The organism is Halomonas garicola (assembly GCF_031935715.1).
Classification (GTDB): Bacteria; Pseudomonadota; Gammaproteobacteria; order Pseudomonadales; family Halomonadaceae; genus Vreelandella; species Vreelandella garicola.
Genome location: NZ_JASSZF010000012.1, coordinates 39565 through 62457 on the forward strand (window position 1 = coordinate 39565; position 22893 = coordinate 62457).

Here is a 22893-nt window from a genome sequence, read left to right on the forward strand (position 1 = left end):
CCATGACCCTGCCCACGCTGCGAAAAGGCTGCCTGCTGGTGCTGGCCTGGTGCCTGGGCACGCTGGCCGTGCTGCTGCTGGTACTGCGCCTGCTGGCAAGCCAGGCCGATGCGCTGACTCCGCACCTGGAAGCTTTTTTGCAGTCGCACTTCGGCGCGCCGGTGAACATCGAATCGCTGTCGCTTGCCGTGGAGCGCGACGGCCTGCGCCTGGACCTGCGCGGCGTAGAGGCCGAACTCCCCGACGCCCCGCTCTTCTCCCTGGGGGCGCTGCGCCTGCGGCTGGACGTCGGGCGCTCGCTTCGGGCGCTGGCGCCGGTCTTTCGCCAGACGCGGATGGAAGGCTTTTCCCTGCACCTGTATCGCGGCGAAGGCGCCGGCTGGGGCTGGCCCGAACCGGCGACGCTGCCGCTTTATTTAGCCCCGGATACCGAGGTTGACCTCGACACCGTTGACGCCTGGACGCGGCTGGTACTCCATCAGCGCCTGCAGATTACCGATACCCGGCTGCTGATGCACGGCAATGACGGCAGCGCCACCGTGCACGCCCCCCGGCTGGTGCTGAGCGGCAGCGACAAGCGCATCCGCATGGCTGGGGAGGTGGCGGTGGCATCGTCGCTGCTATCCGAGGCGCCGACCGACCTGCCCGCGGCGAGCCTCAAGGCCGACGTGCGCCCGGGAAGCGCGGGGCTCAAGGACTACTCCGCCGCCCTGCAGCTGGATATGCAGCTGGAGCAGCTGTCGGCGCTTGCCGAGCTGGTGCGCCCGGACTTTGCCCCTCAGCTTGCGCTCTCCGGCGGGGAGTCAACGTTTTGGGGGCGCTGGCAGGCGGGCCGGCTGGAAGACGTTCGCCTGCAGTTCAACCTGCCCGAGCTTAAGCTTACCCAGGCCGACAAGCAGGTGGTGCTCAAGGGATTGGAAGCGCTTGGCCAGTGGCGCCGGGACGGCGACGGCGGCAATGCCTGGCTGAGCGGCGACGTGGCCGATGCCGAGCGCGTGGCGACGTCGGGCAGCAAGGCGCCGACGCTACCCAGACACTGGCAGTTGACCCATCAGCAAAGCGACTGGGAGCTGCGCACCAGCGCCTTTGAGCTGGACTCGCTGGCGGCCTGGAGCGACTACGTGGTGCTGCCCGAGTCGCTCACGCGCCCGCTGGCGGCGCTGGCGCCGGAGGGCACGGTAAGCGGCCTCCAGGTAGGCCAGCAAGGCGGCGAGTGGCGGGTCGATGCGGCCCTCCACGACCTCGTCGTGTCGCCCTGGGACGAGGCGCCCGGGGGCGGGCCGCTGGATGCCTGGGTCAGGGCTCGGGATCAGCGCGGCCGGGTGACGTTTGCCGGCGGAGACGATACCTCGCTGTACTTTCCCCAGGTGTTCGACCAGCCCATGGAGCTTGGCCACGCCAAGGGCCAGGTGCAGTGGGTGCACGACGGCCCGAGTACGCTGATCAGCGGCCGCCAGCTGGAGGTAGTGTGGAACGGCGCCCGGGTGACCGGGGAGTTCGGCCTGGCAAACGGCGGCGAGCGTCAGCAGATGGGGCTGGACCTTGCCTTTACGGACGTCGACGCCGTGAATACGCCGCTGATGGCGTGGCTGCCGGTTAAGGTGCTGGGCGATGACCTCAAGGAGTGGCTGGCCGACGGCGTCAGCGGCCGGGTGGAGCAGGGGTCGCTGCAAATCACCGCGCCGCTGGGTGAAAATACGAGTGCCGACGACATCGAAACCACCCTGGCGCTGGACATTACCCAGGGGGCGCTGCCCATCGCCGAGGGCTGGCCGACGCTTAGCGACGTCGAGGGCCGGCTCGAGCTCGACCGCGAGCGCCTTGAGGCAAGTGTCGCCCGGGCAGAGAGCCACGGCGTACGCGCCACGGACGGCGAGGTCGAGCTCGACGTGGCGAGCGGGGAGCTGGGCATAACGGGCGATCTGGCGGCCGAGGCGGACGCGCTCAGGGCGTTTTTCCTCGCCGCGCCGGCGCTTGAGGCCGAAAGTCTGCTGGAAGACGTCCGCGCCCGGGGCGATGCCCGGGGCGAGCTGGATATCCGCCTCGATCTTGACGACCCCGAGTCGCTGGCCCTGGACGTGCACGTTAAGCCGCGCTTTGAGCGGCTGGCCTACGCGCCTATCGGGACCGGCCTGAGCCAGCTGGAGGGCGATATCACCTGGCGCCAGCGCGGCCGCGAAGGCGACCTGCTGGGCGAGGCGCAGGCGGATTTGCCCGGCGGCGATATCCGCGCGGACTTTACCCCGGGAAATGTCGCCCTGGACGGCAGTGTCAACGTCGCCGAACTGCTGGGTGCCGCGGATTTAGCGCCGGAGGCGGCAGCGAAACTGGTGGGTGGCAGCGCGCGCTGGCAGGGGGCGATCAAGCTGGGCGATACGCCGACGCTGCATCTGCAAAGCGGGCTTGAAGGCATTGGCATCAAACTGCCCGCGCCCTTTGCCAAAGCGGCCGGTGCGCGCCTGCCGTGGACCCTGGATGCCGATCTTGGCGCCGGGCGCGTGGAAAGCCGGCTTGGCCGCATGGCCACGCTGCGCGCACGCGGGGTCGACGGCGAGCTTGCGGGCCAACTCAATCTCGGTACCCGGGCCGCTCGGCTGCCTCGCTGGCCGTCGCAGAGCGGCTGGCGCATCGCTGTCGGGGCACAGGAAGTGGAGCCTTTGGCGTGGCGCGAGCTGGGGTCGGCGCTTTCCTCCCGCGCGGATGACGCGGGCAAGGGCGCCGGCGGCCTGACCGCCGGCGGGCCGCTGACGCTGTCGCTTGAGACCCCCTGCGTGAAGTATAACGGTGAGTGTTTGGGTAGCGTCACGGCTACCGGCCAGCGCCTGGCCGGCGGCGGCGTGGATCTGGCGCTGGACGGCAGCGTGCTCGCCGGAAATCTGCGCTATCGCCCGGGCGACGCAGAGCCGATAGATATTACCGTGGACCAGCTGATGGTTGACCGGCTGCTGGGGCTTTCATCCCCGGACAAGATCTCAGGGGACAGCGTTGCCCCTGCGCCCGGCAGCTGGATGGAGGCGGTCGAAACTCGGGTGCCGGCGCCGGCGGCGATGCCTGACTGGCTCACCGAGCTGCCCGCCGGCCGCCTGCGGGTCGCCGATATCGTCCTGGGCAACAAGCGCTTTGGCCCGCTGACCGCCTATTGGCAGGCCGGCCGGCATCATTTCACGCTGGCGCCGGTGGGGCTGACGCTTGGCGAGCTGTCGGCGCGCGGCGAGCTGGTCTGGCAGGGCAGCGATCACTCGAGCCAAACCCGGGCAGACCTGACGCTTGACGGCGGCGACCTGGGCACGGCCTTTGCCCGGCTTGACCAGCCGCTGGCCATACGCAGCAAAAGCACCCGCGTGGCCGCCTCGCTTGAGTGGCCCGGCGCCCCCTGGCAGTTTGCCCTGAGCCGGGCCGGGGGCAGCCTTTCCACGGATATCCGCGACGGCCGCTTTCTCACTCTGGATTCGCCGTCGGCGCGGCTGGTGGGCCTGCTCAACTTTGAAAATATCCTGCGCCGGCTGCGACTGGACTTTTCCGACGTGACCGGCAAGGGCACCGCGTTCAACCGCGTCAAGGGCAAGGCCGACGTGGCCGGCGGGGTGCTGCGCCTGCGCGGCCCCTTGACCATTGACGCGCCGGCGACGAGCATGCGGCTCACCGGCAGCGTGGATTTGCTGCAGCGTGAACTCGATCAGCGTCTGGGCGTCACACTGCCCATCAGCCAAAGTCTCCCCATTGCTGCCTTTGTCGCCGGTGCGCCGGTGGTAGGCGGCGCGCTGTTCGTGGCGCACACGCTGTTCGGCGATGCCCTCGAGCGCGCCACAACGATTCATTACCGGCTGGAAGGCCCCTGGGCTTCGCCGGACATCATACTGGAAGGTACCCAATGACGCAGCTTGATCAGGCAGCTTCGATATTACTGACACCCGGCGGGCTCGATCTGGACAGCCTGGACACCGGGCTTGCCCACGCCATGGGCCCGGGTATCGACTACGCCGACCTGTATTTCCAGCGCCAGTGGCAGGAGGGCTGGATGCTGGAAGACGGCGAGGTCAAGGAAGCCAGCTACAACATTGACGGCGGCGTCGGCGTGCGCTCGCTTGCCGGCGAAAAAACCGGCTTTGCCTACTCCAACCAGATTACCGCCGAGGCGCTGGTGGATACCGGCAAGACCGCCTCGGGCATCGTGCGCAGCGGCACCCAGCGCCACGGCCAGGCGGCCGGCCCGGTTAGCGCCGCGCTGTGCTACCCGGGCATTGACCCGCTGAATGATCTTGGCGCCGATGACAAGGTGGCCATGCTCAAGCTGGCCGATCGCGTGGCCCGGGCCGCCGACCCCCGGGTGAACCAGGTCAGCGCGTCGCTCTCCGGCACCTATGAAGTGGTGCTGGTGCGCGCAAGCGACGGCACCCTGGCCGCGGATATCCGCCCGCTGGTGCGCTTTAACGTCAGCGTCATTGCGACCAGCGGCGGGCGCCGCGAGCGCGGAAGCGCCGGCGGCGGCGGGCGTTTCTCCATGGGCGCGCTGCGCGATGCCGGCGTGGCCGAGCGCTACGCTAAAGAAGCCGTACGCCAGGCGCTGGTCAACCTCGAGGCGGTAGACGCCCCGGCCGGGCAGATGCCGGTGGTGCTGGGCGCTGGCTGGCCGGGCATTCTGCTCCACGAGGCCGTGGGCCACGGGCTGGAAGGCGACTTCAACCGCAAGGGCAGCTCGGCGTTTGCCGGCAAGATGGGTCAGCGGGTGGCGTCAAAAGGCGTCACCGTGGTCGACGATGCTACCTTGGCCGACCGCCGCGGCTCGCTCAGCGTGGACGACGAGGGCACGCCGGGGCAGCGCACGCCGCTGATCGAGGACGGCATTCTCACCGGATACATGCAGGACAAGCTCAACGCCCGCCTAATGGGCATGGTGCCCACCGGCAACGCCCGGCGCGAATCCTACGCCCATATGCCCATGCCGCGGATGACCAATACGCTGATGATGGCCGGCAAGGACGAGCCCGACGACATCATCAAAAGTGTCCGGCGCGGCCTTTACGCGGTGAGCTTCGGCGGCGGCCAGGTGGATATCACTTCGGGCAAGTTCGTGTTCTCCGCAAGTGAAGCCTACCTCATCGAGGACGGCGCGATCACCGCGCCGGTGAAGGGCGCCACGCTGATCGGCAACGGCCCCGAGGCCATGGGTCAGGTGTCGATGATCGGCCACGACATGGCGCTGGACAGCGGCATCGGCGTGTGCGGCAAGGAAGGCCAGGGCGTGCCGGTCGGCGTGGGCCAGCCCACCCTGAAGCTCGACGAGCTGACCGTGGGCGGGACTCAGTCCTGAGCCTTGAGCGCGGCGCTTTCGCGCAGGTGCTTGAACAGCTTGCGCGCGCTTGACGGCGGCTTTTGCTGCTCGCGTTCGCGCCGGGCATTGCGGATCAGCTGGCGCAGGGTCTGGCGGTCGGCGTCGGGATATTCCCGAAGAAAGCCGTCCACGGCGTCGTCGCCTTCGTCGATCAGGCGGTCGCGCCATTTTTCCAGGCGGTGAAAGGCCTGGTCGCGCTGGACCCGCTCCTGCTCCATGGCGTCAAATTCGGCGCGGATGGCGGGCAGGTCTTCCTTGCGCATGAGCTTGCCGACGTACTGCATGTGCCGTCGGCGGGCCTCCCGGGAAGGGATCCGCGCGGTTTCGTCGATGGCGTGCTGCAGATCGTCGGACAGCGCAAAGCGGGCGCGCTCGGCGGGCTTCATGGCGATCAGGGTTTCGCCCAGCGCCTGCAGCTCGTGCATTTCGCGTTTCAGCTGGGTTTTGCTGGGGCGCTCGCTGGGCGTTTCGCTTGCCGGGTCGGCATGTTTTTTAGACATGGGTCCACTCGTTAACGGTGATAGATAAACAGGAGGCCATTATGGCACAGGCATTTGATGCCGAGGCGCAGCAGACGGTGCTGGCATCCCGCGCGGAGCAGGCGTTGGCGCTGGCCAAGGAGCTCGGGGCTGACGCCGCAGAGGTCGGCGCCAGCGTCGATCAGGGCGTGGAGATCAGCGTGCGCTTGGGCGACGTGGAAACCGTGGAGCTCTCCCGGGACCAGGGCGTTGCCGTGACGGTCTACGTGGGGCAGCGCAAGGGCAGCGCCTCATCCACCGATGCCGGCGAGGACTCCATCCGCGCCGCGGTGGAAAAGGCGCTGGCGATCGCCCGCTACACCGGCGAAGATCCGGCGTCGGGGCTTGCCGACGCCTCGCTCATGGCAAGCGAGATTCCCGATATGGGGGTGCATTATCCCTGGGCGCTTTCTACCGAGCAGGCGATCGAGCTGGCCCTTGAGAGCGAGCGGGCCGGCCGCGAAGTCGAGGGCATTACCCAGTCCGAAGGGGCGACGCTCTCCACCGGCGAAGGCGTGCGCGTCTATGCCAACAGCCACGGCTTTGTCGGCACTCAGAAAGGCAGCCGTCACGGGCTTTCGTGCCTGCTCATCGCCGAAGACGAAAACGGCATGCAGCGCGACTTTGACTACACCACCGCGCGCAACCCCGCTGACCTGCGCGACCCGGGGGAAGTCGGACGCGAAGCGGCGCGGAAAACCCTGCGCCGGCTGGGCGCCCGCCGTCCGGCGACCGGCACTTTCCCGGTGCTGTTTGACCCGTCCCAGGCCGGCGGGCTGGTTGGGCACCTGATGGGCGCGCTGGCCGGCGGCGCGCTGTACCGCCAGGCGTCGTTTCTCTGTGATAGCCTGGGCAAGCCGCTGTTTCCGGAGTGGTTCAGCCTGGAGGAGCGCCCCATGGAGCGCGGCGCCACGGCCAGCTCGCCGTTTGACGGCGACGGCGTGCAGACGCGCAACAACCGCTTTATCGACCGGGGAAAGGTCGCAAGCTACATGCTCTCGGCCTACAGCGCCCGGCGGCTTTCCATGGAGACCACCGGCAACGCCGGCGGTGCGCGCAACCTGCGCCTTGACGCGCCGCTCGAGCCGATTGATGCGCTGCTGAAAAGGATGGACCGCGGCGTCTGGGTGACCGAGCTCATGGGGCAGGGCGTCAACGGCGTGACCGGGGACTATTCTCGGGGCGCCAGCGGCTTCTGGGTGGAAAACGGCGAGGTGCAGTACCCCATCGAGGAGTTCACCGTTGCCGGCAATCTCGAGCAGATGTTTGCCAACCTCGCGGGGCTCGGTGACGACCTGGATACCCGGGGCAGCATCCATACCGGAAGCTGGCTGATCGACAATATGACCATAGCCGGCAACTAGCGATCCTCGTCGAAGCGGGCGTCAAACAGCGCTTCGACGGCGTCGAGGGCCTGGTTGGCATCCTCGCCCTCGGCATGCACGGTGAGCTCGGTACCGCAGGGGGCGGCCAGCATCAGCAGCGCCATGATGTTGCGGGCGTCGGCTTTCTGCTCGCCCCGGTGAACGTGAACCTTGGCCGCAAACGGCTGGCAGCAGGTAACAAGCCGGGTGGCCGCGCGGGCGTGGAGCCCGCGGCGGTTGGTCAGGGTCAGGGTTTTGCAGGGCACGCGGTGTCCTTTTGTTTATTGCTGATGTTCTCGTGCTGATGGGTGATTCGCTATGACTGATCCCCGGCCGAGCGGGTGTACTGTACCGACAGCTCGCGGTGGCGCACGTGGATGTCGTCCCGGGCGTCGAGCAGCAGCCGGCCCAGCTGTTCGACCAGATACACCGAGCGGTGCTGACCGCCGGTACAGCCGATGGCCACGGTGATGTAGCTGCGCTGGCTGTTTTGATAGGCCGGCAGCCAGCGCTCAAGCCAGCTGCGGATGTCTTCGCACATGGCGCCAACCATCGGATAGCCGCGCAAAAACGCCTCGATGTCGGGGTCGCGGCCGTTAAGGCCACGTAGCGCCGGATCCCAGTAGGGGTTGGGCAGGCAGCGGACGTCGAACACCAGGTCGGCGTCAAGCGGCACGCCGCGCTTGTAGCCGAAGGATTCCACGGTCAGGGTCAGCTTGCCCGGCTGGCGGTGGGCTACCTGGTCGGCAATGCGCCGGCGCAGGTCGTGAACCGAGAGCCGGGAGGTGTCGATGGTCAGGTCGGCCAGGTCGCGCACGTCGCTCAGGGTCTCTTCTTCCTTGGCGATGGCCTCTTCCAGGGTCATGTCCGTGTCTCGGGTGAGCGGATGGCGGCGGCGGGTGGCGGAGTAGCGCTCCAGCAGGATGCGCGCGTCGGTGGTCAGGTAGACCACGTTAAAGCCGATGTCCCGGGTGCGCAGGCCTTCGAGCAGGCCCGGCAGCAGCGCCAGGGCACCGGGGAGGTTGCGCGCATCGATGCTGACCGCCAGGTGGGTGCACCCGGCCTGGTCGCGCAGCTCGTCCACCAGCGAGCCCAGCAGCATGGCCGGCAGATTATCGATGGCGTAATAGCCCAGGTCTTCCAGCGCTTGCAGGGCAATGGACTTGCCCGAGCCGGAACGACCGCTGATGATGACCAGTTGCATGGCGTCTCTCGTGGTATCGAGCGGCTCCCGCCGGTAGTGAAGGAAGCGGGGCGCTATGGGTCGGGCTGCTCGCGGATCTTGTCGATGATCAAATCAAGCAGGTGGCGCTGACTTTGCGCCCGGCGCAGCTCAAGGCGGGTGTTGGCGTCGTTCATGATCATCGCCACCTGGCCCAGCAGCGCCAGGTGGTTGTCGTCGGCCTCTTCGGGCACCAGCAGCACAAAGACCAGGTCCACCGGCTCGCCGTCGATGGCGTCGAAGTCGACGGCTTCGGCCAGCTTGAGGAAGCCGGCGATGGGCGAGTGGCAGTGCGGGCTGCGGGCGTGAGGAATGGCCACCCCGTTGCCGATGCCCGTGCTGCCGAGTTTTTCCCGGCTGATCAGGCGGCTGAAGACTTCCTGGCTGTCCAGGCTGGGGATGTTTTGCGCAATAAAGGTGCTGAAAAACTCCAGCACCCTTTTTTTGCTGCCCCCGGGAACGTCGTAGAGCACGCGCTCCGGGGGGAGGATCGCTTCCAACGTCATTATGCTTTAACGCAGGCCGGCGCCCTGGGCGCGGGCCTGTGCTTTTTCCTTGTGTTTGACCAGCTGGCGGTTGATCTTGTCGGCCAGCGCGTCGATGGCGGCGTACATGTCGGTTTCTGTGGCATCGGCGTGCAGTTCGGCGCCGGCAACGTTCATGGTGCAGGCGGCCTGCTGGCGCTCTTTTTCCACGGATAGGGTCACTTGCACGGTGGTGATGTTGTCGTAGTGGCGCTCGACTCGGGCGAGTTTGTCATTGACGTAGTCACGCAAGGCGTCAGTCAGTTCGATGTGATGACCGGTAATGTTGACCTGCATGGACGTACTCCTTATCCGTGGGATGGTCGTTTGATTGTAACCCTTTTGGCCGGCAAACAAAGCCCCCGGCCAAAGTTTCGCCGGTTAGCCCCGGCGGCGGCGTTCGCTGGTGGGCGGAATGCCCAGGGCTTCGCGGTATTTGGCCACGGTGCGGCGCGCCACCCGGATACCGGCTTCGTCGAGCAGCGCGGCCAGGCGGCTGTCGGACAGCGGCTTGGCGGGGGGCTCCTGCTCTATCAGCTGTTTGATGCGTGCGCGGATGGCGGTGCTTGAATGGGTGCTGTCGTCGTCGCCAGCGAGCTGGCTGGAGAAAAAGTACTTGAGCTCGAACACGCCGCGGGGCGTATGCAGGAACTTCTGCGTCGTCACCCGGGAGATGGTGGATTCGTGCATGCCCACCGCTTCGGCAATATCGGCAAGCACCAGCGGCTTCATGGCCGCCTCCCCGTGGTCGAGGAAATCCAGCTGGCGGGCCAGGATCTCGCGGCCGACGCGTAGCAGGGTATCGTTGCGGCTGGCCAGGCTCTTGATCAGCCAGCGGGCTTCCTGAAGGTGCTCTTTGAGAAAGCTGTTGTCCCGGCTGCTGTCGGCTTTTTGGATCAGCGCGGCGTAGTCGGGCTGGATGCGCAGCTGGGGCAGGGCGTCGGGGTTGAGCTCGAGCTGCCAGCCGCCTTCGCTGCGCCGGGCGAGAAGGTCGGGGAGCACGTGGCCGCTGCCGGCGCTGTCAAAAGCGCTGCCGGGGCGCGGGTCGAGGCTTTTGATCAGTTTGGTGACGGCGTCGAGCCCGGCGTCGTCAAGGCCCAGCCGGCGCTTGAGCAGGCGCGTATCGCCTTGGCCAAGGGCGGTGAGAAACTGCCGCGCCAGCCGGCGGGCGGGCATCAGCTGCGGCGTAGTGCCGGGCATGGCGTCAAGCTGCAGCGTCAGGCATTCGCCCAGGTCCCGGGCAAAGACGCCGGTGGGGTCGAACTGCTGCAGGCGGCCAAGCATGCGCTCAAGGCAGTCGGCGCTGATGGGCTCGCCCCCGTGGCCCTTGAGGCCCTCGCCTATGTCCTCCAGCGGCTGGGTCAGATAGCCGTTGGCGTCGACCGAGTCGATCAGCGCTTCGCCGGTGAGCCTGGCGCCGGGGGTCAGGTCGAGCATCGCCAGCTGCCAGAGCAGATGGCCGTGGAGGGTCTGGCCGGCCGCCTGACGTTCGAAGTCGGGGCCTTCGCCGGTGGTCTGCTGGGTATCGGGGTAGGTGTCGGACCAGTCGCTGTCCACGGCGAGCTCGCCGGGTATCTGCTCGGCCCAGCTGTCTTCGGCGGGCTCGACGGCGGCCTGCTCGCCAAACTCGTCTTCCTGCTCAAGCAGAGGGTTGGCTTCCACCGCCTGCTGAATTTCCTGGCGCAGATCCAGCGTCGGCAGCTGCAAAAGGCCAATGGCCTGCCTGAGCTGGGGCGTCATGGTCAGTTGGGTACCGACGCGTAGCTGAAGGGACGCTTTCATGGCCATGGCAGAAACACTCATCGCAGGGGACGCTTTACTCTGATTACCCTAAGTCCGGTTGCTGTCCGGCGGCAAGCGGGGGCGCTACAGGCGGAATTCGTTGCCCAGATAGATGTCGCGTACCTGCTGGTTATCGAGAATGCTGTGCGGCGAGCCGTTGGCGATGATATGCCCGTCGCCGACGATGTAGGCGGTATCGCAGATATCCAGGGTTTCGCGCACATTATGGTCGGTAATCAGCACGCCGATGTGACGCTCTTTCAACGCCCGGATGACGGTCTTGATTTCGCCCACCGAAATCGGGTCCACGCCGGCAAAGGGCTCGTCGAGCAGGATGAACGCCGGCTCGATGGCCAGCGAGCGGGCGATTTCCACCCGCCGGCGCTCGCCGCCGGAGAGGCTCATGCCCAGGTTGTCGCGGATATGGCCGACGTGGAAGTCGTCGAGCAGCGCCTCTAGGCGCGCCTTTCGGGCCTGGCGGTTGAGGTCCTTGCGGGTTTCCAGAATGGCCATGATGTTGTCGGCCACCGAGAGCTTGCGAAAGATAGACGCTTCCTGGGGCAGGTAGCCGATACCGGCCCGGGCGCGCTCGTGCATCGGCGCCCGGGAAAGGTCGGTATCGTCGATGCCGACGCTTCCGGCATCGGCCTTGACCAGCCCGACGATCATGTAGAACGACGTGGTCTTGCCCGCGCCGTTGGGGCCCAGCAGCCCGACAATGCTGCCCTGGGAGATGTCCAGGTTGATGTCCTTGACCACCTGGCGACGCTTGTAGCTTTTGGCCAGATGGCGGGCGTGCAGCGTCTTGATCGCTGCCGGGGGCGGCGTGTCGGCGGTGATGTCGTCAAAAGACACAGTGGGGCCTCTTTATCGGTAATCTGCGCTTGCAAGGACGCCGGCGGGCGCTATTTCTCGGGCTGCAGCGTCATGCGAATGCGCTGGTTGTCGCTGCCTTCGACGTCGGAGCGGGCCTGGACTACTTTCCTGTCGATGAAGTACTCGAGGCGGCCACCCTTGAAATGGTCGCCGCCCTGATCGAGCTCGGCCTGGTCAATCAGTTCGACCCGGCGATCGGCGACGTGGTAGATGATCCGGCGCGCATTGCCTTCGATGGGGGGCTTGTTCGGGTCCGGCCGGTGGCGCAGGTAGGCGCGCTCGCCGAAGGCCGTGGCCCGGGAGAGCTCGCCTTCATCATTGCGCTGTATTTCCACCCGGGCGCCGCGCAGGCGCATCTCGCCCTGGCGTATCTGGACGTTGCCGCGATAGACCGCCGTGCCGGCGCGCTGGTCGAGATCGAGCTGGTTGGCTTCGACCTCGACGGGGTCGACGGGCGCTGCCTGGGCGAGGCCGACGCCCAGTACGCCGATGCCCAGGATAGCCGCGGTAATGCAACAATAAAGGCGTGTGCTCATGGGGTTTCCTTGGCGGATGCCGCCGCTGGTGGATGGTGGCCGCGAACCTGGCCTTTCAGGCGTACCTCGCTGGTGTCCAGCCAGGCATCGAGCTTTTGGGCCCGCATGCGCTGGGGCGGCTGCTGCAGCAGAACCGGGGTGTCGCTCCAGGCGTGCCGGTTGACGCTGTCGTAATGAAGCGTCCGGGTGTCGAGCTGCCAGCCTTCATCCGGCGCCGTCAGCCGGGTATCGCCGTCGAGCGTCAGCCGCTGCTGCTGGCCGCTGAGCGTACCGCTGTTGGCGGTGGCGCGCCACTCGCGCTGCTCGCTGTCGATCAGGGTGGCGTGGGGCATGTCGAAGCGGGTGATGGCCTGCTGGGGCGTATGGGTAATATGCGGGGAGGCCAGCCGCTGGGTCAGGTTGCCGGCGTCGTCGTAGAGCTTGAGCTCGGCGTTTTCGATCACGTGGCCGGGCTCCTCGGCCCGGGCGGCAGGGTCCGGCGGGGCCTGGCGGGTACCGCGCAGGTCGAGCCAGGCCAGCAGCACGCCGAGCGCGACGAGGAGCAGCGGCAGCCAGGCCCGCTTTTGCAGCCGGGAAAGCCGAACCAGGGTAGCGTGGATAAAAGAAGGCCTCTGCATGTGCTGTCTCACGACGACGGCGGTAGGTACCGGTAGCTTGCCATGATGCTGTCCCAGTGGCCCTGGGCGGCGAGCAGCGCGTCGCAGATCTCGCGCACCGCGCCGTGACCGCCCGCCCGCGCGGTGACCCAGTCGGCGTGCTTTTGCATATAGGTTGGTGCGTTGGGCACGCAGATGCCTACGCCGGCGGCCTGGATGGCGGCAAGGTCGGGCAGGTCATCGCCGCAGTAGGCGACCTGCTCAAGGGTGGTGTCCAGAGAATCGCAGAGCCCGCTGAGGGTTTCCAGCTTGTGTTCGCAGCCCTGATAAACGTGGGTGATCCCCAGCGCCCTGGCGCGGCGGGTGACCATGGCCGAGTCGCGCCCGGTGATCAGCGCTACATGAATGCCCATGCGCTTTAGCAGTTTGAGGCCGTGGCCGTCCTGGGTGTGAAACGCCTTGGTTTCCATGCCGTCGGCCTGAAAATAGAGGCGCCCGTCGCTCAGGACGCCGTCAACGTCAAGGGCGAGCAGGCGTACGTTCGCCAGTCCGGCGCTGGGGGCAATCGATTGAGGCATGCTGTCTCCGTCAAAAAAAGCTGGACCGGCGCGCCGCCGGGGCTAAATGACGCCGCTGGCGAGCAGGTCGTGCATGTGCAGTGCGCCGATGGGGCGCTGGTGGTCATCGACCACGGCAAGCGCGGTGATCTTGCCGTCTTCCATGATACGCACGGCTTCGGCGGCAAGCACGTCCGGGGCGATGCGTCGGCCCGGCCGTGTCATCACTTCGTCGACGGTCAGGCGCAGCACGTCGCGGTGCTGGTCCAGGGTACGGCGCAGGTCGCCGTCGGTATATACCCCGGCCAGGGTGCCGTCGGCGTTAACTACGCAGGTAAAGCCGAGCCCCTGGCGGGTAATTTCCAAAAGCGCGTCGCGCAGCGGGCTGCCAAGTGCCACCCGGGGCAGGCGCTCGCCGCTGTGCATGATGTCCTGGACGCGCAGCAGCAGGCGCTTGCCCAGGCTGCCGCCGGGGTGCGAAAGGGCAAACTGCTCGGCGGTGAAGCCCCGCGCCTCCAGCAGCGCCACGGCCAGGGCGTCACCCAGCGCCAGGGCGGCGGTGGTGGAGCTTGTCGGGGCCAGGTCCAGCGGGCAGGCTTCGCGCGCCACGCCGCTGTCCAGGTGGGCGTCAGCGTGGCGGGCAAGGGTGGAGTCCGGGCGGCCGGTCATGCTCACCAGCGGCACGCCCAGACGCTTGAGCAGCGGCAGCAGCGCGGTGACTTCGCCGGTTTCGCCGGAGTTGGACAGCGCCAGCACCAGATCGGTCGGAGTGATCATGCCCAGATCCCCGTGGCTCGCCTCTCCGGGGTGTACGAAAAACGCCGGGGTGCCGGTGCTGGCAAGGGTCGCGGCAAGTTTACCGCCGATGTGGCCGGACTTGCCCATGCCGGTTACCACCACGCGGCCCCGGCAGGCGAGTATCAGCTCGCAGGCGCGGTCGAAGTGAGCGTCGAGCTTGGCCTTGAGGTCACCAATGGCGGCCTGCTCTACGGTCAGGGTACGCAGCGCGCTCTCGCGTGGGGAGACAGGGGTGGCGGATGAATCGGGCATGCGGGGCTCTTTTCTCTGTATGTCTTTAACTATGCGTCTTTAACTATGCGTCTTTAACTATGTGTCTCTAATCGACGGGTGCGGGTATCGTACCATTGCGTGCAGGCCTGCCGAGGGTTTTATTTTATTCGCCGGCGAATGGATTCTGTCGGGCTATGGCGTTAAAGTACGCTGTTCGATAACCTGAGTCAGGCGGTTTGTCCATCAGACGATGATTTGTCCAGCAGACGAGAGTGCCATGACGGATTCGGCCTTTATAGAAGTGGAAGACCTGCATTTTTCCCGCGGAGGACGCCCTATCTTCCGCGGCGTCAACCTGTCCATTCCTCGGGGCAAGATGACGGGCATCATGGGGCCGAGCGGGTCGGGAAAAACCACGCTGCTCAAGCTCATCGGCGGCCAGCTGACGCCGGACAAGGGCCGCGTGCTGATCGACGGGCAGGACGTGCACCGACTGTCGCGCAAGGCGCTGTTTGCCCTGCGCCGGCGTATGGGCATGCTGTTTCAGAGCGGCGCGCTGTTTTCTGACCTGGACGTGTTTGAGAACGTGGCGTTCCCGCTGCGCATCCACACCGACCTGCCCGACGCCATGGTCCGCGATATCGTGCTGCTCAAGCTCCAGGCGGTGGGGCTGCGCGGCGCCCGCGAGCTGACCCCGGCCGAGCTTTCCGGCGGCATGGCCAGGCGCGTGGCGCTGGCCCGGGCGGTGGCGCTGGACCCCGAGCTGGTGCTCTACGACGAGCCGTTCGTGGGCCAGGACCCCATCGCCATGGGCGTGCTGGTGCAGCTGATCAAGCGGCTGGGCGAGGCGCTTTCGCTGACCTCCGTGGTGGTGTCCCACGACATCAAGGAAACTATCAGCATTGCCGACTACCTTTATCTGATCGCCGACGGCGGTATCGTCGCCCACGGCACGCCGGCAAGCCTTGATACCCACAACGATGCCCGGGTCAGCCAGTTCATGCACGGCGAGCCCGACGGCCCGGTGCCGTTTCACTATCCGGCGCCGCCGTTCTATCGCGATATTCTCGGCGCTGACTCAGCAGCCGAAGAGGCAGAGGTGGACGCCACCCCGGGAGCAAACTAGATGGCAGGAGGGATTCGACGGTCGTTTTCGCGGCTGGCAGGGCGGGTGGCCGGCCTGGGGCGCGGGGCCTTCGGCGTCGTTGAGGCACTGGGACGGGCGAGTATTTTCGTCGCCCGCTCGGTCGCCGGCGTACCCTCGGGTGAGGGGCTTCGCCTGTGGCTTGTGCAGATGCACTTTGTCGGCGTCATGTCGCTTGCCATTGTGCTGGTGTCGGGGCTTTTTATCGGCATGGTGCTGGCGCTTCAGGGCTATACGATTCTGATCGACTTCGGTGCCGAGCAGGCGCTTGGGCAGATGGTGTCGCTTTCGCTTCTGCGCGAGCTGGCACCGGTGGTCGCTGCGCTGCTGTTTGCCGGGCGCGCGGGGTCGGCGCTGACCGCCGAAATCGGCCTGATGAAGGCCACCGAGCAGCTGACCAGCATGGAGATGATCGGCGTGGACCCGCTGCGTCGGGTGGTGGCGCCGCGCCTGTGGGCGGGCTTTGTGTCGCTGCCGCTGTTGACCGTCGGCTTTAGCGTGGTGGGCGTCTGGGGCGGCTACCTGGTGGGCGTGCAGTGGCTCGGGGTTTCCGAGGGCGCTTTCTGGGGCAACATGCAGTCAAGCGTGGCGTTTTTCGCCGACGTGGGTAACGGCATGATCAAAAGCCTGGTCTTCGCGCTCGTCGTCACCTGGATTGCGGTCTTTCAGGGCTATGATTTGATTCCTACCTCCGAAGGGATTTCCCGGGCGACCACGCGCACCGTAGTGTATTCCTCGCTTGCGGTCCTGGGGCTGGATTTTGTGCTGACCGCCGTCATGTTCGGCGGCCTTTAAAACGCGGGAGCAGATGCATGCAACGCAGTAAAACCGTAGAGTTCGGCGTGGGCCTTTTCATTCTTGCCGGCATTCTGGGCATGGTCTTTCTTGGCCTCCGCGTCAGCGGTCTGACGCTTGCCGCGCCGTCGGAAACGTTTCAGGTGGACGCCAACTTTTCCGATATCGGCAGCCTCAAGCCGCGCGCTCGTGTCACCATGGCCGGGGTCACCGTGGGCCGGGTGGAGTCCATCGACCTGGATACCGAATGGTTTGACGCCCGGGTCACCATGCGCCTGAAAAGCGATCTGGAAGGGCAGCTTTCCCGGGATACCACCGCCGCCATCCTCACTGCAGGCCTGCTCGGCGAGCAGTACGTGGGGCTTAGCGTGGGCGGTGACCCGGAGACGCTTGAGGACGGCGATACCATTCGCGACACCCAGTCCGCGCTGGTGCTCGAAGAGCTGATACAGCAGTTTGTGTCGAGTATGGTCAAGGACTGAGCGCAATCACTGACAACCGAATAGAGCGAGGAAGCGTCATGAAACTGAAATACTGGCTGAGCGGCGGCATGCTGGCTGCCTCCCTGGCGCTTGGCGCGCCGCTATACGCCCAGGAACAAACGCCCGAGGCGCTGATCCGGGACAACATCACCGGCTTCATGGCGGACCTGGATTCCCGGGAAGACTACTACGCCAACAATATCGACGAGCTCAAGGAGCTGGTCGACGAAAGCCTCGACGAGGTAGCCGACTTCCGCTATATCGGCGCCAGCGTGATGGGCAGCTATTTCCGCAACGCATCGCCCGAGCAGCGCCGCCGCTTTGCCGAGGTGTTCCGCCAGACGCTGATCGACACCTACACCAAAGGGCTTGTCACCTTCGATTACGACGCGCTGCGCGTGGTGGACGAGCAGCGCCCCCAGCGCTACGACGACCAGGCCAGCGTGGAAATGGAAATCGTCGCCAATAACGGTGACGTCTACCCGGTCAACTACAGCCTGCGCCTCAACGACGGCGAATGGCGAGTGGTTAACGTCATCGTCAACGGCATCAATCTGGGGCTTACGTTTCGCAACCAGTTCGACCAGGCCATGCGCGATCACAACCGCGACTACGACGCGGTCATTCGCGACTGGTCGCCGGGCGTTGGCGTTGACGAGCTGGAAGAGGGGGGCGACGCTTGACGACGCTGTTTTCCCACCGCGGCGTGGTGCTCGAAAGCGGTGATGCCGGGCTTGAGGTCAGCGGCGACCTGGGAACGAGCGTCGCGGCTGCCCTTGCCGAGGCCGGCGAGCAGTGGTTCGAGCGCGGTGAGGCAGCCTCGCTGACGCTTGACTTCAGCGGGGTCGAGCGCGCCAGCAGCGCGGCCATCAGCGTGCTCTTGCAGTGGCTGCGGATCTGCCGGCGTCGCGGCATCGTCGTCAACGAGGTTCGGCTTTCCGCGCCGCTGCGCCGGCTGACCAGCCTGGCGGAGCTTGACGCCCTGTTTGACCCCCCGGCGGCGTAGCTCGACGGGTCCGGCAGGCCGATCGCCAAAGCGCCGGCTTTTCTTTATCATGGCCGCTACGTTTCTTTTTCCGACGGTTAGGAGTTTCTGTCCATGCAACCCACTGAGGTAAAAACGCTGCTCGAGTCGCATCTGGACGACTGCACGTTTCATGTACAAGGCGAGGGCTGCGATTTCCAGGTCATCGCCGTGGGCGAGGCGTTCGAGGGGCTCTCGCCGGTCAAGCGCCAGCAGCTGGTGTACGGTGCCCTGAGCGATCAGATTGCCTCGGGCGCGCTGCACGCCATCAGCATCAAGACCTACACGCCGGCGCAGTGGGAAAGCGCGCCGGAAAACGTGGGATAACGCCGGGCGCATGGACAAGTTAATCATTACCGGCAACGGCTCGGTTGACGGCGAAGTCTGGGCCAGCGGGGCGAAAAACGCCGCGCTGCCCATTCTGTGCTCAAGCCTTCTGGCCGACGGCCCGGTGGTTATCGGCAACCTGCCGCACCTGCAGGACATCACCACCACGCTTGAGCTTCTCGGACGCATGGGGGTCGAGCCGGTGATGGGCGAAAAGCTCAGCATCCAGCTGGACGGCTCCCAGGTCACCGACTGCCACGCGCCCTACGAGCTGGTGAAGAAAATGCGCGCCTCGATTCTGGTGCTGGGGCCGCTTTTAGCCCACTTCGGCCATGCCGACGTGTCGCTTCCCGGCGGCTGCGCCATCGGCTCGCGTCCGGTGGACCTTCACATCCAGGGCCTTGAAGCCATGGGGGCGGAGATCCGCGTCGAGGGCGGCTATATCCGCGCTCGGGTCGACGGAAGGCTGCGCGGGGCGACGATCTTCTTCGATACCGTGACCGTCACCGGCACCGAAAACCTGCTGATGGCGGCGACCCTGGCCGAAGGCACCACGGTGCTGGAAAACGCCGCCCGGGAGCCGGAAATCATTGATCTGGCCGAGTGCCTGATCAAAATGGGCGCCAACATTCGCGGCCACGGCACCGACACCATTACTATCGAGGGCGTTGAGCGGCTGCACGGCTGCGAGCACGACGTCATGCCCGACCGCATCGAAACCGGCACCTTCCTGGTCGCCGCCGCCATGACCGGCGGGCGGGTGAAAGTAACCCGCACCCGGGCGGATATTCTTGAAGCGGTGCTTGCCAAGCTCGAGGAGGCAGGTGCCGAGATTGCCTGCGGCGACGACTGGATCAGCCTCGACATGCACGGCAAACGCCCCCGGGCGGTCAATATCCGTACCGCGCCGTATCCGGCGTTTCCCACCGATATGCAGGCCCAGTTCGTGGCCATGAACGCGGTGGCCGAGGGCAGTTCACGGGTGGTCGAAACCATCTTCGAAAACCGCTTCATGCACGTCCAGGAGCTCAACCGCATGGGCGCGGACATTGCCCTCGAGGGCAATACGGCGCTGATTACCGGCGTCGAGACGCTCTCCGGGGCGCCGGTCATGGCGACCGATCTGCGCGCCTCGGCGTCGCTGGTGATTGCCGCGATGATGGCTGACGGCGAGTCTCAGGTGGATCGCATCTACCATATCGACCGCGGCTACGAGTGCATCGAGGAAAAACTCCAGCAGCTGGGGGCGCGTATCCGCCGCGTGCCGGGCTGAGCCGTCGTGCAGGCGCTGCCTGCGCGACAACCATGCGATAACGACTGGCGACAACCATGAGCAAGCAACTGATTTTGGCGCTTTCCAAGGGGCGCATACTGGATGAAACCCTGCCGCTGCTGGCCGATGCGGGCATCACCCCGGCCGAGGCGCTCGACAAGAGCCGCAAGCTGCTGTTCGACACCAACCTGGAGCACGTCAAGCTGATCGTGATCCGCGCCACCGACGTGCCCACCTATGTGCAGCTGGGCGCGGCCGACATGGGCATTGCCGGCAAGGACGTGCTGCTCGAGCACGGCACCGACAGCCTTTACGAGCCCCTTGACCTCAATATTGCCCGCTGCAAGCTGATGACCGCCGGTACTCGGGGAGAGTGCCCCGGCCGGGCGCGGCGGCGGGTGGCCACCAAGTTTGTCAACGTCGCCCGGCGCTATTACGCCAGGCAGGGCATTCAGGCCGAGGTGATCAAGCTTTACGGCGCCATGGAGCTGGCGCCGATCATGAACCTGGCCGATGAGATCGTCGATATCGTGGATACCGGCAATACCATGCGCGCCAACGGTATGGAGCCCCGGGAGCTGATTGACCACATCAGCACCCGGCTGGTGGTGAACAAGGCTTCGATGACCATGAAGCACGCCCGCATCAAGCCGCTCATCGAACGTCTGGAAGCCGCCGTCGACAGCCGCCGGCCGGCCGACGAGGCCAGCGCCTAGACGCCGCTTCACCGCCTTTGCACGACGACACCAAGACACGAGGTTAGCTATGAACGCGACGGCTGGCGCAGCGGAAGTTACCCGGCTTGCTACCGGAGAGGCCGATTTTGACCGGCGGCTAGACGCGCTGCTGGACTGGGACGGCGTCTCGGATCAGGCGGTGCAGGCCCGGGTCAACGAGATTCTGGAGGCGGTCAAAACCCGGGGCGATGCCGCGGTCATCGAAGCCACCAACCGCTTTGACCGGCTGTCGGTTACCACCATGCAGGAGCTGACGCTTGCGCCCGCGCGTCTTGAGCAGGCGTTCTACGGCCTGCCGGATGAGCAGCGCGAGGCGCTGTCCGCCGCCGCCGAGCGCGTCCGCCGCTATCACCAGCACCAAAAACCCGAGTCCTGGCAGTACAACGAGGCCGACGGCACGGTGCTTGGACAGCAGGTGATGCCGCTGGACCGGGCGGGGATTTACGTACCCGGCGGCAAGGCGGCGTATCCGTCGTCGGTGTTGATGAACGCGATTCCGGCCCACGTCGCCGGGGTCAGGGAAATCGTCATGGTGGTGCCCACCCCCGACGGCGTGCTCAACGAGCTGGTGCTGGCGGCGGCGTACCTGGCCGGGGTGGACTATGTGTTCACCATCGGCGGGGCCCAGGCGGTGGCGGCGCTGGCCTACGGCACCGACACCGTGCCCCGGGTGGATAAAATCGTCGGGCCGGGCAACATCTACGTGGCCACGGCCAAGCGCGCGGTGTTCGGCCAAGTGGGGATCGACATGATCGCCGGGCCCTCGGAAATCTTGATCGTCGCCGACGGCGGCACCGATCCCGACTGGCTGGCCATGGACCTGTTCTCCCAGGCCGAACACGACGAGGACGCCCAGGCCATCATGGTCAGCTGGGACAAGGCCCAACTCGACGCCGTGGCCGCATCTATCGAGCGGCTGCTGCCGACCCTCGATCGGGAAGACATCGTGCGCACCTCGCTTGGCAACCGCGGCGCGCTGATCCACTGCGCAAGCGAAGCGGAAGCGGTTGCGCTGATCAACCGCATTGCCCCCGAGCATCTGGAGCTCTCCGTGGCCGATCCCGAACGCTGGCTGCCCGAGGTGCGTCACGCCGGGGCGATTTTCATGGGGCGCTACACCGCCGAGGCCCTGGGTGACTACTGTGCCGGGCCTAACCACGTGCTGCCCACCTCGGGCACCGCGCGGTTTTCCTCGCCGCTTGGGGTGTACGACTTCCAGAAACGCTCGTCGCTGATCAACTGCTCGGCCGACGGCGCCTCGACGCTTGGCGAAATTGCCGCGGTGCTGGCCCGGGGCGAGTCGCTGACGGCCCACGCGCGCTCGGCGGAATACCGCCTGAAGCGATAAGCGCTGCGCGGCTGGCCTAGCCGGTCCCCCTAGCGCGGCGCCGTGGGCTGCGACGGCAGCGACTGTTGGGGCGGCAGGGAGCGGGCGGAGAGGGGGCGTTCGCCGACGGTCAGCTCCAGCTCTTTCTTCTCGCCGCTGCGCACGATGGTCAGCGACAGCTCGGCGCCGGGGGTAAGCTCGGCGATGTCGCTCATGGTGCTGCGGGCATCGAGTATCGGCTCATCGCCGAGGGCGAGCAGCACATCGCCGGGCTGCAGCCCGGCGCGCTCGGCGGGGCCGTCCTGGACCACGCCGGCGACGATCATGCCCTGGGGCGTGCGCAGCCCGAAGGAGGCCGCAAGCTCCCGGGACAGCGCCTGGGCTTCGATGCCCAGCCAGCCGCGAATCACCCGCCCCTGGGTCACCAGCTCATCCATGATGCCGTGGGCGAGGTTGGCCGGAATGGCAAAGCCGATTCCCTGAGAACCCCCGGAGCGCGAGAATATCGCCGTGTTGATCCCCACCAGCGCGCCGTCGGGGTTGATCAGCGCGCCGCCGGAGTTGCCGGGGTTGATGGCCGCGTCGGTCTGGATGAAGTCTTCGTAGGCGCTGAGGCCCAGGTGGCTCCGCCCGGTGGCGCTGATGATGCCCATGGTCACCGTTTGGCCCACGCCGAAGGGGTTGCCGATGGCCAGCGCCACGTCGCCCACGGTGACCGCCTCGGAGTCGCTGAGCTTGATGCTCGGCAGGTTGTCCAGCGGAATGCGCAGCACCGCCAGGTCGCTCTCCGGGTCGGTGCCGATGACGTTGGCCAGGGTCTCGCGGCCGTCGCGCAGGGCTACCTGGATCTGGTCGGCGCCCTGGATGACGTGGTGGTTGGTCAACACGTAGCCGTCCTGGCTGACAATCACCCCCGAGCCCAGGCTCGACAGCATGCGCTGCTGGCCGGTGGTGTCGTCGTTATCGAAAAACTGCTCGAAAAACGGGTCCGACATCAGCGGGTGCTGGTCGCGCTCGACGATACGCGACGAGTAGACGTTGACCACCGCCGGTGCGGCCTGGCTAACGGCATCGGCATAGCTTGCCGGCCCCTGATCCCTGGCGAGCGGCGCGGCTTCCTGAATCTGCGGCGCGGTGCGCTCGGGGGCAGAGTCACCGGCGGCAGGCGCGGCCTCGCTGCCCTCGGACGCCGGCGGCGAAGAGTCGGCAAAGGGGTTGGGCAGGCGCTCGGGAAACGCCAGCAGCAGCGCCGCGGCGATCAGCACGCCGGCGATGACCGGCCAGACATAGGGTAGCAGGAAGCGTTGCAGCAGTACGTTCCTTGGCATCGGCGACGTTCCTTTGACTCGAGTGCATCCCTTGCGTGAGGGGGTGTCAGCGGCGGGCGATAACGGCCGGAAACGGGCGCTGCCCGGGACCAGGCTTCACGCCGGCAGCGAACCGTCTTTATGATTGGCGCATGGTAA

24 protein-coding genes are annotated in these 22893 nt (G+C 66.5%); 12 read left to right on the forward strand and 12 right to left on the reverse strand.

The features are described 5' to 3' along the window. The first annotated feature begins 2 nt into the window (after positions 1-2). On the forward strand, positions 3-3875 hold the full coding sequence (locus tag RS027_RS06225) for a YhdP family phospholipid transporter (RefSeq protein WP_311955057.1): 3873 nt from the start codon (positions 3-5) through the stop codon (positions 3873-3875). Beyond that, entirely contained in the window at positions 3872-5311 is a 1440-nt protein-coding gene (gene tldD / locus RS027_RS06230; protein ID WP_311955058.1) for a metalloprotease TldD, read from the forward strand. Before RS027_RS06225 ends, tldD begins: the two co-directional genes overlap by 4 nt. Here tldD and yjgA read toward each other — a convergent pair. Next, a complete protein-coding gene (gene yjgA / locus RS027_RS06235; RefSeq protein ID WP_311955061.1) occupies positions 5302-5832 on the reverse strand; it encodes a ribosome biogenesis factor YjgA in 531 nt (176 codons plus the stop codon). The two genes, tldD and yjgA, sit on opposite strands and share 10 nt — an antisense overlap. 41 nt (positions 5833-5873) lie before the next feature. Between yjgA and pmbA the strand changes: the two genes are divergently transcribed. Then, entirely contained in the window at positions 5874-7214 is a 1341-nt protein-coding gene (gene pmbA / locus RS027_RS06240; protein ID WP_311955062.1) for a metalloprotease PmbA, read from the forward strand. Here pmbA and RS027_RS06245 read toward each other — a convergent pair. The 10 genes from RS027_RS06245 to RS027_RS06290 form a co-directional block, all read right to left on the reverse strand. After that, entirely contained in the window at positions 7211-7480 is a 270-nt protein-coding gene (locus RS027_RS06245; protein WP_311955064.1) for an HPr family phosphocarrier protein, read from the reverse strand. The genes pmbA and RS027_RS06245 overlap by 4 nt on opposite strands. 50 nt (positions 7481-7530) lie before the next feature. Then, positions 7531-8418, reverse strand: coding sequence for an RNase adapter RapZ (gene rapZ, locus RS027_RS06250; protein ID WP_311955066.1), 888 nt, complete (start codon positions 8416-8418; stop codon positions 7531-7533). 53 nt (positions 8419-8471) lie between these two features. Beyond that, positions 8472-8942 carry a PTS sugar transporter subunit IIA gene (locus RS027_RS06255; protein ID WP_311955068.1) on the reverse strand — a complete coding sequence of 157 codons (471 nt, stop codon included), beginning with the start codon at positions 8940-8942 and terminating at the stop codon, positions 8472-8474. A gap of 6 nt (positions 8943-8948) precedes the next feature. Then, complete coding sequence (hpf, locus tag RS027_RS06260; protein WP_311955070.1) at positions 8949-9257, reverse strand: ribosome hibernation-promoting factor, HPF/YfiA family; 309 nt, start codon at positions 9255-9257, stop codon at positions 8949-8951. An 84-nt stretch (positions 9258-9341) separates the two neighbouring features. Continuing rightward, positions 9342-10748 (reverse strand): RNA polymerase factor sigma-54, encoded by a 1407-nt coding sequence (locus tag RS027_RS06265; protein ID WP_311955138.1) that lies wholly within the window; start codon positions 10746-10748, stop codon positions 9342-9344. 78 nt (positions 10749-10826) lie between these two features. Beyond that, complete coding sequence (lptB, locus tag RS027_RS06270; RefSeq protein ID WP_311955142.1) at positions 10827-11552, reverse strand: LPS export ABC transporter ATP-binding protein; 726 nt, start codon at positions 11550-11552, stop codon at positions 10827-10829. 95 nt (positions 11553-11647) lie between these two features. Next, positions 11648-12154 carry a lipopolysaccharide transport periplasmic protein LptA gene (gene lptA, locus RS027_RS06275; RefSeq protein WP_311955073.1) on the reverse strand — a complete coding sequence of 169 codons (507 nt, stop codon included), beginning with the start codon at positions 12152-12154 and terminating at the stop codon, positions 11648-11650. Next, positions 12151-12771, reverse strand: coding sequence for an LPS export ABC transporter periplasmic protein LptC (gene lptC, locus RS027_RS06280; protein WP_311955076.1), 621 nt, complete (start codon positions 12769-12771; stop codon positions 12151-12153). Before lptC ends, lptA begins: the two co-directional genes overlap by 4 nt. 8 nt (positions 12772-12779) lie before the next feature. Then, positions 12780-13328, reverse strand: a complete 549-nt coding sequence (locus tag RS027_RS06285) for a KdsC family phosphatase (RefSeq protein WP_311955080.1) — start codon at positions 13326-13328, stop codon at positions 12780-12782. Between the two features lie 42 nt (positions 13329-13370). Then, complete coding sequence (locus RS027_RS06290) at positions 13371-14357, reverse strand: KpsF/GutQ family sugar-phosphate isomerase (protein ID WP_311955081.1); 987 nt, start codon at positions 14355-14357, stop codon at positions 13371-13373. A 238-nt stretch (positions 14358-14595) separates the two neighbouring features. Here RS027_RS06290 and RS027_RS06295 point away from each other — a divergent pair, with 238 nt between their 5' ends. From RS027_RS06295 to hisD, 9 genes are all read left to right on the forward strand, one after another. Next, entirely contained in the window at positions 14596-15444 is an 849-nt protein-coding gene (locus RS027_RS06295; RefSeq protein WP_311955083.1) for an ABC transporter ATP-binding protein, read from the forward strand. Next, entirely contained in the window at positions 15445-16257 is an 813-nt protein-coding gene (gene mlaE / locus RS027_RS06300; RefSeq protein WP_311955090.1) for a lipid asymmetry maintenance ABC transporter permease subunit MlaE, read from the forward strand. It begins immediately after the preceding gene. 17 nt (positions 16258-16274) lie between these two features. Then, positions 16275-16739, forward strand: a complete 465-nt coding sequence (gene mlaD / locus RS027_RS06305) for an outer membrane lipid asymmetry maintenance protein MlaD (protein WP_311955093.1) — start codon at positions 16275-16277, stop codon at positions 16737-16739. A 38-nt stretch (positions 16740-16777) separates the two neighbouring features. Continuing rightward, positions 16778-17422 carry an MlaC/ttg2D family ABC transporter substrate-binding protein gene (locus RS027_RS06310; protein WP_376717584.1) on the forward strand — a complete coding sequence of 215 codons (645 nt, stop codon included), beginning with the start codon at positions 16778-16780 and terminating at the stop codon, positions 17420-17422. Further along, on the forward strand, positions 17419-17745 hold the full coding sequence (locus RS027_RS06315; RefSeq protein WP_311955095.1) for an STAS domain-containing protein: 327 nt from the start codon (positions 17419-17421) through the stop codon (positions 17743-17745). The genes RS027_RS06310 and RS027_RS06315 overlap by 4 nt, the downstream gene beginning before the upstream one ends. Positions 17746-17838: 93 nt before the next feature. Then, on the forward strand, positions 17839-18090 hold the full coding sequence (locus RS027_RS06320; protein ID WP_311955097.1) for a BolA family protein: 252 nt from the start codon (positions 17839-17841) through the stop codon (positions 18088-18090). Positions 18091-18100: 10 nt separating this feature from the next. Next, positions 18101-19363, forward strand: a complete 1263-nt coding sequence (gene murA, locus RS027_RS06325; RefSeq protein WP_311955100.1) for a UDP-N-acetylglucosamine 1-carboxyvinyltransferase — start codon at positions 18101-18103, stop codon at positions 19361-19363. Between the two features lie 56 nt (positions 19364-19419). After that, complete coding sequence (gene hisG, locus RS027_RS06330) at positions 19420-20079, forward strand: ATP phosphoribosyltransferase (RefSeq protein WP_311955101.1); 660 nt, start codon at positions 19420-19422, stop codon at positions 20077-20079. A 49-nt stretch (positions 20080-20128) separates the two neighbouring features. After that, positions 20129-21448 carry a histidinol dehydrogenase gene (hisD, locus tag RS027_RS06335; protein WP_311955102.1) on the forward strand — a complete coding sequence of 440 codons (1320 nt, stop codon included), beginning with the start codon at positions 20129-20131 and terminating at the stop codon, positions 21446-21448. Between the two features lie 29 nt (positions 21449-21477). Here the strand turns inward: hisD and RS027_RS06340 are convergent, their stop codons facing one another. Then, positions 21478-22737: a Do family serine endopeptidase gene (locus tag RS027_RS06340; protein WP_311955152.1), complete on the reverse strand. Its 1260-nt coding sequence runs from the start codon at positions 22735-22737 to the stop codon at positions 21478-21480. Positions 22738-22893: the final 156 nt, after the last annotated feature.